Origin of the sequence: Duncaniella sp. (genome assembly GCF_029056165.1) — a bacterium.
Classification (GTDB): domain Bacteria; phylum Bacteroidota; class Bacteroidia; order Bacteroidales; family Muribaculaceae; genus Duncaniella.
This window is the reverse complement of sequence record NZ_JAIDBW010000001.1, coordinates 1-13,896: the sequence shown is the minus strand read 5'-3', so window position 1 is coordinate 13,896 and position 13,896 is coordinate 1. Positions and strand designations below refer to the sequence as shown.

The 13,896-nt window shown below is 52.5% G+C and carries 10 protein-coding genes; 7 read left to right on the top strand and 3 right to left on the bottom strand.

Annotated features, from left to right (window positions below; translation table 11 throughout):
* From K2G41_RS00050 to K2G41_RS00030, 5 genes are all read left to right on the top strand, one after another.
* Positions 1-233, top strand: a 233-nt coding sequence (locus K2G41_RS00050) for a hypothetical protein (protein ID WP_300112632.1), incomplete at its 5' end; no start/stop codon positions are given.
* 174 nt (positions 234-407) lie between these two features.
* Entirely contained in the window at positions 408-2,393 is a 1,986-nt protein-coding gene (locus K2G41_RS00045; RefSeq protein ID WP_300112630.1) for a toprim domain-containing protein, read from the top strand.
* A gap of 8 nt (positions 2,394-2,401) precedes the next feature.
* Entirely contained in the window at positions 2,402-2,857 is a 456-nt protein-coding gene (coaD, locus tag K2G41_RS00040) for a pantetheine-phosphate adenylyltransferase (protein WP_300112627.1), read from the top strand.
* A gap of 187 nt (positions 2,858-3,044) precedes the next feature.
* Positions 3,045-4,640, top strand: a complete 1,596-nt coding sequence (locus K2G41_RS00035) for a S41 family peptidase (RefSeq protein ID WP_300112624.1) — start codon at positions 3,045-3,047, stop codon at positions 4,638-4,640.
* 26 nt (positions 4,641-4,666) lie between these two features.
* The gene (locus K2G41_RS00030; RefSeq protein ID WP_300112621.1) at positions 4,667-5,428 is read left to right on the top strand and encodes a GDSL-type esterase/lipase family protein; all 762 of its coding nucleotides are present in this window, start codon (positions 4,667-4,669) and stop codon (positions 5,426-5,428) included.
* A 349-nt stretch (positions 5,429-5,777) separates the two neighbouring features.
* On the opposite strand, the gene K2G41_RS00025 is transcribed toward K2G41_RS00030, so the two are convergent.
* From K2G41_RS00025 to K2G41_RS00015, 3 genes are all read right to left on the bottom strand, one after another.
* The gene (locus tag K2G41_RS00025) at positions 5,778-6,350 is read right to left on the bottom strand and encodes a hypothetical protein (RefSeq protein WP_300112619.1); all 573 of its coding nucleotides are present in this window, start codon (positions 6,348-6,350) and stop codon (positions 5,778-5,780) included.
* A gap of 279 nt (positions 6,351-6,629) precedes the next feature.
* A complete protein-coding gene (porU, locus tag K2G41_RS00020; RefSeq protein WP_300112616.1) occupies positions 6,630-10,019 on the bottom strand; it encodes a type IX secretion system sortase PorU in 3,390 nt (1,129 codons plus the stop codon).
* A 135-nt stretch (positions 10,020-10,154) separates the two neighbouring features.
* Positions 10,155-10,883, bottom strand: a complete 729-nt coding sequence (locus K2G41_RS00015; protein WP_300112614.1) for a GH25 family lysozyme — start codon at positions 10,881-10,883, stop codon at positions 10,155-10,157.
* A 167-nt stretch (positions 10,884-11,050) separates the two neighbouring features.
* Here K2G41_RS00015 and K2G41_RS00010 point away from each other — a divergent pair, with 167 nt between their 5' ends.
* Together K2G41_RS00010 and K2G41_RS00005 are read left to right on the top strand one after the other, a co-directional pair.
* Positions 11,051-12,388, top strand: coding sequence for a glycoside hydrolase family 28 protein (locus tag K2G41_RS00010; RefSeq protein WP_300112611.1), 1,338 nt, complete (start codon positions 11,051-11,053; stop codon positions 12,386-12,388).
* 48 nt (positions 12,389-12,436) lie between these two features.
* Positions 12,437-13,810, top strand: a complete 1,374-nt coding sequence (locus K2G41_RS00005; protein ID WP_300112608.1) for a glycosyl hydrolase family 28 protein — start codon at positions 12,437-12,439, stop codon at positions 13,808-13,810.
* The last annotated feature ends 86 nt before the right edge of the window (positions 13,811-13,896 follow it).

Sequence of the window (13,896 nt, the reverse complement as noted above, 5' to 3'; positions counted from 1 at the left end):
ATGGAGCAAATCGCTCTTTGACTAGCAAATTGCTACTTGCTCCATTTGTTAAAATTTTATCCGGACAGCTGTGCGGCGTGCCGCGTATGCCGGATAGAATACATCAGCCTGAAGTTTTGGCTATAACTATTTCATTCGGCATACGCGGCACGCCGCGTCCCTACAATATGCTGAAATTCAGATTGTGCTGTCGTATTTCTGCTCATTGCCTACCCACGCCGATGCCTGCTTGAAAAAGTCAGACGCAAAGCGTACCAGTGAATCCACGATGTCCTATTGGCAATAAATCATAGGATAATTTCGATGTGGTTGTCTTGTTATTTGATCTTAATAGATAGGGATTTTTGCCGAAAATTTCGTAAATTTGCCTCAAAAGATGAAATATCCCATCCAAAGCACCGATAATCATGATAAACAACGACGATATTGCCTCTGAGAATGTTGAATTCATCGCTGAAAACGGCGGTAACGGCCTTGACAATGAAAAAGCTAACGAAACGCAGATTGCAGCCGACTACAGCGAGGACGATATAAAGACCCTCGACTGGAAAGAGCATATCCGCCGTCGTCCCGGCATGTATATCGGCAAACTCGGTGACGGTTCGAACTATGACGACGGTATCTATGTCCTGATCAAGGAGGTGCTTGACAATGCCATCGATGAATACATGATGGGTTTCGGCAAGCAGGTTACGGTGGATGTGGCCGACGGGACGGTGACCGTGAGGGACTACGGACGCGGTGTCCCTCTGGGGAAACTTGTGGATGTGTCGTCGCGCATGAATACCGGCGGTAAATATGACTCCAAGGCTTTCAAGAAGTCGGTGGGTCTCAACGGTGTCGGTATCAAGGCCGTCAATGCGCTCTCGACGGAGTTTTTCATCGCCAGTGTGCGCGACGGACAGCGCAAAAGTGTGCTCTACCACTGCGGGGACCTCGTGGAGGAGAGCGATATAGAGCCCACCGACGAGCCGAACGGTACACTGGTACGCTTCACCCCGGACGCGAGCATATTCCGTGACTATGCCTATCGTGACGATTTCATTGTCCCGCTGCTGAAGAACTACACGTTTCTCAACACCGGACTGGCTATGGTGTTCAACGGCAAGCGTTACATCTCACGCAACGGTCTGCTCGACCTGCTCAAAGATGCGATGACCACCGAACCTCTCTATCAGCCCATACATCTGAAGGGCGAGGATATAGAGATAGCCATCACCCATGCCAATCAGCGCGGCGAGGAGTACTACTCGTTTGTCAACGGTCAGCACACCACTCAGGGTGGCACTCACCTGACGGCTTTCAAGGAAGCGGTGTCGCGCACGATCAAGGAATATTTCAAAAAGGATTTCGATTACTCCGACATACGCAACGGCATGATTGCCGCCGTCTCGATCAAGGTCGAGGAGCCGGTGTTCGAGTCGCAGACCAAAACCAAACTCGGAAGCCGTGACATGGGTCCCGACGGGCCTACTGTGGCGAAATTCGTCGGTGATTTCATCAAGACGGAACTTGACAACTATCTCCACCGCAACACTGACATAGCCGACGTGATCCTCAAAAAGGTTCAGGAGAGCGAACGTGACCGCAAGGCTATGGCCGGCATAACGAAGCTTGCCCGCGAGAAGCAGAAAAAGGCGAATCTCCACAACAAGAAGCTGCTTGACTGCCGCGTGCACCTCAACGACATCCGTGGCGACGAGGAAAAGAAGCTCGCCTCTTCAATCTTCATCACCGAGGGTGACTCGGCTGCCGGATCTATCACCAAGATCCGCGATGTGTGGACTCAGGCCGTGTTCTCGCTGCGCGGTAAACCAAAAAATTCCTACGGTGTCCCCGCCAAGATCCTCTATGAGAACGAGGAGTTCAATCTTCTTCAGGCTGCCCTCAACATCGAGGAGGGTATCGACGGGCTGCGCTACAACAAGGTCATAATCGCTACGGATGCCGATGTGGATGGAATGCACATCCGTCTGCTGTTGCTGACGTTCTTCCTCCAGTTCTTCCCCGACATGATCAAGAAAGGACATCTCTACGTGCTCCAGACTCCGCTCTTCCGTGTGCGAAACCACAAGACTACCAAGCGCGGTGCGCGCGGCGGATCGTCGGCGCAGGACGATACATATTACTGCTATACGGATGAGGAGCGCATTGCGGCCATCGAAAAGCTCGGTGACAATGCGGAGATCACACGATTCAAAGGTCTCGGTGAGATCTCGCCTGAGGAATTCCGTGGTTTCATCGGCCCTGACATGCGTCTTGACCGCGTGACGCTGCGCAAGGAGGATGCGGTCGCTGAGCTTTTGGAGTTCTATATGGGTAAGAATACTATGGAACGTCAGAACTTCATCATCGAGAACCTCGTGGTGGAGGATGATTCTGAAATCGGTTGATGGCTGCTATGAATACTATACTTTTTCCCGGTTCGTTCAATCCGTTTACCATCGGGCATCAGTCGCTCGTCGATAGAGTGCTCCCGCTTTTTGACCGCGTGGTCATTGCTGTCGGTGTCAATTCCGAGAAACGTACATGGTCATCGGTCGAGGAGCGCATCGAAGCCATCCGGCGACTTTATGCGGATGAGCCGAAAGTTAGGGTGATCTCCTACACAGGGCTGACTGTAGATGCCTGTAAGCTCGAAGATGCGCGCTGGATGCTCCGTGGAGTCCGATCGACGGTCGATTTCGAATATGAACGTACTCTTGCCGACATCAACCGCCGGATATCCGGTATCGAAACGCTCGTGCTGTTCACGCTTCCGGAGTATTCTTCGGTTTCATCATCGGTGGTGCGCGAACTGAAGTCATACGGTTATGATGTGAGCGAATATTTACCTGATTCAATTCATAAATCATAATTCATAATACACTTTCTAATCCTTTGCCTTGGATGATTGGCTTTTTGTCTGGTAATATTTCAAGGTTACTGTGCGTTAGGTTTAGGGATATAGACAAAAGACAGATATATCTGAGATCATGACATATAGTCATACATATAATAATCATACATACAATAATATTAGTCACACATACACTTATAACAATATGAAGAAATTACTTACCGTCATTGTGCTTGCCGGTATTGCTGTCTCGGCTTTCGCCCAGTTGCAGTTCACTCCGGAGCGCAAGTTGCGTTATGCGGAGCAGATTATCGAGAATTATTATGTCGATAATGTCGATACTACCAAGATAGTGACAGAAGCGATAGTGGCCATGCTCAAGACACTCGATCCTCACTCCACTTATTCATCTCCGGAGGAGACCAAGGAGCTGACTGAACCGCTTGAAGGCAACTTTTCAGGTATCGGTATCCGTTTCCAGATGGTCAATGACACGCTCTATGTCATCGAATCGGTGGCCGGTGGCCCTTCAGAGAAGATGGGTATTATCCCCGGTGACCGTATCATTGCCTGCAACGACACGGTCATAGCCGGCGTTAAGAAAAAGAATACCGACATCATGAAGGTGCTCCGCGGCCCTAAGGGTACGGTCGCCAACCTCAAGGTGCTCCGCAAGGGCACGGCTGAGCCGCTGGAATTCCGTGTCGTGCGCGACGATATACCCATCTATAGTGTCGAGGTTGCCTATATGGTCAATGATTCGGTCGGATATATAGCTCTCAGCCGCTTTGCCGAGAATACGACCGAGGAGGTGAAGGAGGCTATGAATAAGCTGCGTGGTCAGGGTATGCGTCATCTCATCTTCGATCTTACCGACAATGGTGGCGGCTACATGCGCCCGGCCACTGAACTGTCGGAAATGTTTCTTGACAGGGGTGACATGATCGTCTATACCGAATCTCCTAAAAACGGCACTTCGGAGTATGTGGCCGAGACCCGTGGCGATTTCCGCGACGGACGCGTGGTGGTGATGGTCAACCAGTATTCCGCTTCGGCTTCCGAGATCCTTTCGGGCGCGCTTCAGGACAATGACCGCGGAGTGATTGTCGGCCGTCGCACGTTTGGCAAAGGACTCGTACAGCGTCCCTTCCCGTTTCCTGACGGTTCGATGATGCGTCTGACCGTCTCGCGTTACCACACACCATCGGGCCGTTGCATCCAGAAGCCTTACGTCGATGGTGATGACGAGGCTTACCGTCTCGACATGCTCAACCGCTATAACTCCGGCGAATTCATGAGTGCCGACAGCATCCATCAGTTCCCTGACTCGCTGAAATTCTACACCAAGCGTCTCCATCGTCCCGTCTATGGCGGTGGCGGCATCATGCCGGATAAGTTCGTGGCCATCGACACCACCATGTATTCCGACTATTACCGTGATCTCATTGCCAAGGGCGTGATCAATAATTTCTGTGTCAATTATGTGGATAAGAACCGTGCGGAGATCAAGAAACTTTATCCTACGGATAATGACTACGTGAAGAATTTCCCCGTGACCGCCGAGCTGATGCAGGGAGTCATTGATCTCGGTACAAAGGAAGGTGTCGAGTACAAGGCCGAAGAGTATGAGAAGTCCAGACCGATACTTGAATCCATCGTGAAGGGTCTGATCGGCCGTGACATCTATGAGCAGGCCACTTACTCAAAGGTCGTTTCGCGCTTTGATCCCATCTTCTCCGAAGCATTGGAGATAATAAGTGATCCTTCGCTCTACGACAGTTATTTCCGTCCGGGTAAATAAGTTTTGTGACAATCACGTTGATGTAAATGAAAAATCTGCGTCGTCTCCTCCTCGCCGGGCTGTCAATGCTCGCGGTCTCGGCTGGAGGTGCCTACAATTATCTTTTTATCGGTGACTCGATTACCGATGGCAACTGGGGCAGTCCGAAAGGCTGGCCATGCCCGTCGGAAAAGCGCAACACTGCGGATCAGAACCACATCTATGGTCACGGCTATGCCGAAATGACCATAGGCGTTCTGGCTTCGGAAAATCCGGATACGGCTGTCCGTTACTTTAACCGTGGCATAAGCGGGAATACTCTCTCGCAGATGGCCGATAGGTGGGACAAGGATGCCTTGGCTCTTGATCCTGACCTCGTCTCAATACTGATCGGTATCAACGATGTCCATAAGGCTCTCAAAAATGGGACGGAGATCGATTATTCAGCATGGGAATCCAAACTTGATTCACTGATCACCATCACGCAGGAGCGTAAGCCTGATGTAAGGATTATGCTCGGCACGCCTTTTACCGCACGTGTAGGCAAAGTCGGTGTCTCGTCTGACTACGGGCGCGGACTGGAGATGACACGTAAGCTTGCCGATATCGTGCGCAAGGTCGGAGCGCGTCATGGAGCGGCGATTGTGTCTTACGATGAACTTATCGGAAAGCTCACGGCCGATACCACACACGTCCCTGCGTCTTATTGGCTTTGGGACGGAATCCATCCTACAACTCAATGCCATGCCCTCATGTCGCGGCTGTGGCTTGAGAAATATGCGGAGCAGGTGAAAGAACCACAATTATAATTTTAGGAACATGGCGCGTTCATAATTGTAGGGACGTGACGTGTTCATGTTTGTAGGGACGCGGCGTGCCGCGTATGCCGGGTTGAATAGTAATAGCCTGTTTTATAGGTAGATGTATTTCATCCAGCATACGCGGCACGCCGCGTCCCTACAAACAAAACAATCTCGTCCCTACAATCGATTCCTTTTCACTGTAATCATCAAGGAAGTGGATGCCTGTATCCTGTGGCATCCCGACTGACGAAAAAGATCAATCCGGCCCTGAATTCAGAGCCGGATTGATCTTTTTCGTTGGAATAATTATGTCAGTTTTTTTACGACTTACATTCGTTCATGAAATGCCGGAAGTTTACTTGCCGAGAAGATCCTTCACCTTATCAGCACCTTTCTGTGCTGCTTCTGCTGTCTTTGTCTTGGCTGCATCTACTGCGTTCTTACCAGCTTCCTTGGCCTCAGCTGCTTTTTCGGATACAGCTTCCTTGCCTTGTTCAACTTTCTCTGCTACAGCTTCCTTGCCCTGCTCGACTTTAGCAGCAGCTGCGTCAGCGGCGGCATTGACAGCGGCTTTAGTAGAATCCACAGCCTCTTTGGTAGCCTCCTTGGCTGCTTCATAGGCAGAGTCAGCTTTGGCTTTGAGCCCAAGAGCAGTGAATGCACCGGCGGCGGTTGCATCTTTTGCCTTTACAGCGGGCTCGACTTCCTGAATGAATGTCTGGGCCGCATCGTCCTTGCCGGCCTTCACAAGCTCATCGGCGTATGCCTTGGCTTCGTCAACATAGATTTTGAGACTGTCGGGATCACTGCAGTTTTCGATCTTTGCCTTGATAGCTTCACCTTTGTCCTGAGCTGCCTGCTGGGAGTTTCCGCATGATGTCAGGCAAACAGCTCCGACAACCGCGATTGATAGAAATAGCTTTTTCATAAAATAAATAATAAAAACAATCTATTTTATAAGGTTTTAGCAGACTGAAAAGTTCACGGATAAGGTGTGGATTTCCATCAGGCCTCAATCAAACGCTGTGCAATTGTAAATCTTGCGGGAGCTGCTATCCGTTCCGCTAACGGTCCTCCTGTGAATTTAACGGTGTGGATCATCAGTACCGGATTATCTTCCGGATCAATTTTTACACAGCTATCGTCATGTTATGACGGGTGCAAAAACCTGTGACGGGGGATGGCCTGACAAGGGGGACGATCGTGATTATTGCGGCGAAACTGCTATGCGCTTTGTGAGGGAGGATGTGCGCCCAGACTCGGAAATCGTAGCGCGGTAGAGATAGATGCCTCGTGTGACGCGTGAGCCGGCCGAGTTAGTGAGATTCCAAGTGACCGGTGCGGAAGCATACATGTCGGCGCGTCCGCGGGTCTCAGAGGTCCAGACATGTGCACCACTGATGTCGAAAATCTCTATACGCACGTCGAGCATCGCGTCGGGGCGGTCATGGCTGACGTAGAAGTTAGCCTCGGTCGTGGCTGGATTCGCGTCGGAGTAGATATCGAAAATTTTTGGCGCAAGGTCAGGATTGACGAAAAACTCAACGGAAGCCGACGAGGAGTTGCCTCCGGTATCCCATACTTTCAGCGTGACGGTATGGTTGCCGCTCGTGAGTTCAGGGAGCTGATAGAAGATAGTTCCTGCAGGATTGCCGTCGTCGTCCGGAGTGAACGAGGAGGCTACATCCGTGAAATTCTGATCACCGTCGATACGCACGCTCATCTGATGGCCTACGCCGGCTACGGATAGATTGAGGCCAAGATCATCGCTGACACGTGCTATGAGCATCGGATTAGCTCCGACTGCATCCGATGGCTTGAAGGTCGAATGGTTGAGATAGATCGACTCGATGACGGGGGGCACATCATCGGCAGGGGCATTGTCATCGAATCCGTAGGCATAGAGATCGCGGTTCACACCGATGGCTTCCTCACCGTCCTCGGCCGCCGCAAACATCGATAGGGTGGCAGGGCGGAAGTTGTCGGCGATTTCAGCCGGCATGGGGATGGTGATCTCAAACTCGCCGTTGCGCACCTGCGTGCGTCCGGCATAGAGGCGTTCGCCCTGTTCGTCGAAGGTATATTCCGTGCCTTGATCACCGCGGCCGAATGTGGTGAAGCTTCGCTCGGCATCATAGAGGGTCAGCGACATCCAGCCGTTGAAATCCTCCATTTTCTCTCCGGCGGGATTGCAGACAATGCCGCGGAGCACCGGACGTGAACGTGCCGTGAGGATGGGTTGCGAGTCATCGTCGCTGACAGACTTGCCATCGACCGTGAGCAGTCGTATGGTGTTGGTCGGAGCTGAAAGCCGGAGAGCCGGATCGGCAAAGAGGATGAAACGGCGTATGTTGTCGTCGCCGATGCGGCGTGGATCGTCGCAGCTAAGACGATTCTTGGCTTTACGGAATATCTCGCCTATGGGTTGGAAGTGCCCGTCGGAGTCGCGGGTAGCAAGTTCGCGCGCGAATGCGTCTGACAGACCGCCGTTGAGGGTGATGAGGACGGGGCGCACTGCACAGAAGCCGCCGATGGCACCTCCGGCATCAGTGAGCATGAGCGATTCCATGCCTGAAGTGGCATTGCCGTCAGCCTGACCGAAAGAGCAGGTGGCACCGTAGAAGAAGAGCGGGTGACGGAGATAGAGATTGTTGAGGAAGGGGGTGGTGAAGATACCGTCGGCCGACAGCAGATTGATCGAACCGTGACCGATATAGCTCCAGATCAGCACACCGTCATTGAACATGGTCGAGACCTTGGCCTTTGCCTCGTCCGAAGTGCCGTTGCGCAGCTGGTAGGCATCGATATATACCTTATGGAAGGTGAAGTTGCTTCCGGCCTCGCTTTCGAGCATACGGCGTTCGATCGAGTCGGACTGCTGTGAGTGGGCGGCATAGTTGCCGTCATCGGCAAAGAGGAGCAGACGGTTGCGCCACTCGCCCTGAACAGGATTGTTGACGTAGTTGATGAAGCGATCGACATAGTTCTTGGCAAGACTGACGCTTCTGGCCGGGATTCGGCCGACAGCCACACTGAGTTTGTCGAACTTCGGGCGCAGGCCGGAATTGTCCTCAAGATAGCCGAGCACGTCGTCCGAGCAATACGATGTACTCTCATTCATTCCGAGATCCGTCTGCCACGTCGGGAGGGTGATGGCAGTGCTTCCTGCCATAGCGGCGGTGAGACGGCGGTGGTCATGATGCATACCGCCCATGAGGAGCACGTATTTCAGACGGCTGTCGCCTGATTCATTGCCGCGGTCATAGAACATCTTCAGCATCTTGCGCAGGGCGTTGATGTCGGGTGAGCCTGATCCGAACTCATTGTAGGCCTGCTCGTCATTGACCACGAGCACTTTCAGTCCGCGCGGTGCGGCCGAATGGACAGCCGCAATGCGGCGGCTCTGCTCCATGAGGGCGGTCGGGCTGATGATGATCATGTCGGGGACTTCCTCGGCGTGGATGTTCTGATTCTCTACGTTGCCAGCGAAGCGCGGAGTCGGCAGGCTTGATGTCGAGGTCCATGCCGCGTAGGTGCGCAGTCCGTTATAGTCATTGGTCCATGCCACGGAGTTGCCGCCTTCAGCTGTCAGTGGCATGGCTATGGGCGAACCGGGTTGGGTTACGTCCCATACGCGCGTGTCAGCCTTTCCGCCGTCCAGTCTCAGTGAACGTTGTGATGAGGTGAACACGAGATTGCCGGAAGCGGGCAATGCGAGGGCTCGCGTGTAGGTGACGGTGAGGCGTTCGAGATTAGCGAGGGTGACGGGAGCTGAAATCTTTATCCCGATTCCAAGAGCGAGCGAAGTGCCTTTGGGCGTGAAACGTTTGCGCACACGGCAGGTGTCGCCCCAGAGGGTGTTGGCTTTCACATAATCGCTATTTCCGGCGGCAAGAGCCTGACCGTTGGCGGTAAAGTTGAGATCGACTTTTGCGCTCGTGCAGCGCGCGAAGAACTCACACTGCATCCACACTTCCGTGTCCTCCACGCGTCCCGGCATCTGGAAATTGAATGTGCGTGTGGGGGTGAAACGGAAATCCTCACCTACGAGCTGATGTCCGCTCTCAGCAGGTGTAACCTGATCGATCTCATGATACAGACGTTCGATAAACGTTGTGGCAGGATCGCCCGACGGTGCGCTGCCCTCGGTCGGGAGCGAGCAGTCGGCCTCCGGCTGAGAATCGGTCAGATAATAATAGCCGCGTGTGGAGTATGGATTGAGCGAATGGTTGAAAATGTCGTTTCGCTCGTGGGTCCACACGCCCGGTCCCTGTGCATAGAACACTATTCCTGACGGTGTAAGTTCGCTTCTCACCGCCGGGAGATCATCGACATAGAGCGACGCTGAAAGATGGTCGGAGATCCGCACTCCTCCGTAGCCGAAGATCCTGACTTTAGAAGGATCGCTGAAACCCCAAGAACGGAGGGCGGAAGTCGGGATGAAGTGCATGCCGCTCTCCTCGACGCTCACCTTGACCCATCGGCCTGAGGAAAGCACGGAGGATGAGGCGTAAGTGTCGGTTGGGAACGCATACAGCAGATCAGGTATTATCGCGGAGAGAATGAGGAGTAGTATGTGGCGGACGAATGTTTTCATGAACGTTCGGACGTGTGGGGATAATGATTGGTAGAGATGGTTTGGAGAAAGGGGTGGGAGAGAGGTTTCAATGATCGATAAAGGGAAGCCCTATCCGCTTAATAACGCGCGGTTAAGCTCTATTATTGTGTCGGGTCAGGGCTTGGTTTGTTGCGGTGGGGTAAGGAATGCCTCCCATTCGGACTGAGTTCCGCCGAAGGCATTTATATCGACAGGATGGTTGATGCCGTTGACCTTTCCGTTGTGGGTTCCCTGCCAGATCACCCAGTCCATTTCCTGCGGTTCATCCACAAGCGAGCATATCCAGAGCGGATAGCCTTCTAAACGTCCGCGGACAAAACGGGCGAATCCGTTTTTATTGGTGTAGAGCATCACACGGTGTCCGTGGCCTTCAAGATGGTCTATCATCTCGTTGAGGCGGTTGAGCACCATCTGTGTCGGCTGACTGTTCGGGTTGGCCCACTCTTCGATATCTATGATCAATGGCAGGTCCAGATGACGTGATTGCAGTGAGTTCAGGAAATTTAGCCCCTGCATATAGCCCGGCGTATCGAAGCGGAAAAAGTGGTATGCACCGACCTTCAGTCCGGCTTCGCGGGCTTTACGGAGATTGTCGATAAATTTTTTGTCCTTGAATGTGCCTCCTTCAGTGGCTTTGATAATGACGAATGAGATGCCGTCGGCAGCGACCTTGCTGAAATCAATATCACCGTTGTGGGCACTGATGTCAATTCCTACGATGTTGAATTTATTCCGGTCCGGATAGATTTGTCCGGGTGTGTCATCACCTTGGCCACATCCGGTCAGGAGTGCGGTCACGATCATGGCATAGACAAGGGATAGGTCACGGAGGAAAGACTTCATGTTACAAAATTAGCAATTATTTCGGGAATTCACGCGTAAATTGGCGAATTTATCACCATCTTCAATTTTATTGATTAATTTTGCATCATACAATAAGGCTTAATGCAGTTATTGTCAATTCTTGCTGAGAAAGTAATTAAAAAAATTAACAAGTATATAAACAGACCATGAACAGACTTCTTACAACCATTTTTGCCGGTGCGCTTTCGTTGGCGGCTTTGGCCCAGACCGATGCCGTGCAGTCAGCACGTCCTGATTTTGTCGATGCTGTGATCAGTATGACTGCTCCATCCTTTCCGGATCGCAGTGTCAGCATTGCCAAGACAGGTGCGAAGCAGGGAAAACTATCTACGGCCGCTATTCAGAAAGCTATTGACCGCATGTCGGCGCAGGGAGGAGGCACGGTGATCGTCCCCGCCGGAGAGTGGCTGTCGGGACGTTTGATGCTCAAGAGCAACGTTAATCTGCATCTTGACGAGGGCGCGACACTGGAATTTACCGGTGATCTCAAGGATTACCTTCCGCTGGTCGATTCGCGCTACGAGGGAGCTGACGTGAAGTCACTCGGAGCGATGATCTATGCCAACGGTGCCGAAAACATAGCCGTCACCGGCAAGGGTCATCTCAAAGCCCCCTCGCGCGAGTGTGAGATCACGGGCAATATAGATACCGGCTTGTCAGTGACTGCTGAGAAGAACATCGAGTCAGGAGCTGCGCGCGCTGCCTCGATGGACAAGATCTATATGCCGACCTTCATCGGACCGGTCAATTGCCACGGGATTCTCATTGAGGATGTGACGCTTGACGGCTCTATCTTCTGGAACATAGCTCCGGTCTATTGCGAGAATATAATCATCAGAGGGGTCACCGTCAACAGCCACGGTCATCCGCGCACGGACGGTATCGATATCGATTCGAGCGTCAACGCGCTTATCGAGAACACTACCCTTGACTGTGGCGACGATTGCTTCACGTTGAAAGCCGGTCGTGGAGAGGAAGCCGTCGAGCTCGGCCGTCCTACTCAGAATGTGGTCATCCGCAACTGTCGTGTGAAGCGTGGCGTAGGCGGTATCACTGTCGGAACTGAGACTGCCGGATTCATCCGCAATGTATATGCCGAGAATGTGGTTATGGAGAATCCACGTATGCCTCTCTACTTCAAGACCCGCCGTCCGCGCGGTGGTGGTGCGGAGAATATCTGGATACGTGATGTCAAGGTCGTGAGGACTCCCGGTCCGGCGATCCAGATGGACATGCTCGGAAGTCCCTCTTGGATGGGTGAGCTGGCCGAGCGTCTCCCGGCTCGTCCCGTCGGTAAGGTGACACCGCGTTTCAGCGACATCCATGTCGATAACTTTGAGGTCGGTGAGTGCCGTATCTTCATTCAGGCCAAGGGACTTCCTGAAATACCGGTCGAGAACATGACGATCACCAATGCCAAATCAAGGAACAAGAATATCAAGTTGCAGGATGTGGGGACAATAGAAATCACATTCGCCGACTGATCAGGTTTTGCTCACAGGACTTGAATCATAGATAGAGATAGACTTACCATGAAAAGTATATTCAGCCCTTTGCGCTCCGTGGCATTTGTGCTTGGCTTGACTTCAGCCATGACCGTTTCCGCAGCCGTCCATGACATCCGTGTCTATGGTGCTGTCAGCGATACGACCCTTCTGAGTACGACGGCTGTGCAGACTGCGATCAACGAGTGTCATGCCTCCGGCGGCGGTACTGTACTGGTCCCCTCCGGTAACTACAAGATCGGAAGTATATTTCTACGTAGCAATGTCACTCTGCGGCTGGAGAACGGTGCGACCCTCTTCGGGAGTACGGACATCAACGATTATGTCCCAATAAAGACCGACTATGTGTCGCTCCGCACCCATACGCCTACCATACAGCTGATCTATGCCGACGCTGCGGAGAATGTGGCGATTGTTGGCGAGGGTACTATCGATGGCCGTGGCAAGGCTTTTCCGAAACTGTCGTGGAATGACGAGGGTATCACCCGTCCGCATCTCCTGCGTCTCATTCAGTGTCGCGGGGTGAGGGTCGAAGGTGTCACGCTGAAAAATTCCGGATGCTGGATGCAGCATTATCTTGCCTGCGACAAGGTGAAGATCGACGGCATAACTGTTGTCAACCGCAATAACTTCAATAACGATGCCCTTGATCTCGACGGCTGTCATGACGTGACTGTCTCCAACATGATCGCTGATTCGGACGACGATGCGATCACTATCAAAAGCACATCGCCACGCCTGTGTGAGGATATCGTCATAAGTAACTGTGTCGTGTCGAGCCATTGCAACGCTATCAAGCTCGGCACGGAAACTAACGGCGGTTTCCGCAACATAATTATCCGTGGTATAGCCGTGAAGCCGTCGGCCGACCAATCGACACAGTTTTTCGGTTATGAAGGTGGTATCGGTCATGGTGCTATCGTGCTGGAGATTGTTGACGGTGGTACTATGAGCAATATCGACATAGGTGATATAACGATACGCGGTACGGAATCACCGATCTTTATCCGCCTTGCCAACCGTGCACGCCCCTATTCGCCGGATGTGCCGGTTGAGGGGATAGGCTCGATGGAGCGCATCTGTCTGCACGACATAATGATTGATGAAGCCGGTCCGACGGGATCGTCCATCACCGGTCTGGAGGGGCATCCGGTCAAGGATGTCGAACTGCGCAACATCCGTATCCGTCACCGTGGCGGACAGCATAAGGTCGCCGCTCCGACGGACGAGAAGATTGCCGAATATCCTGAATCGACAATGTGGGGCATTCTCCCGGCCAAAGGTTTCTGGTTGAACCATACCCGCAACATCACCTTTGACAATGTCACTGTCGAGACCATCAATCCCGATCAGCGCAAGATCTACGTCAGCTCTGACACCGAAGGGCTTGTGATCAAGTGATGCAAGCCATATAGAATGATAATGTAGGGACGCGGCGTGCCGCGTATGCCGAATAAAATACATCCGCCTGAAACATAGGCTGTAAC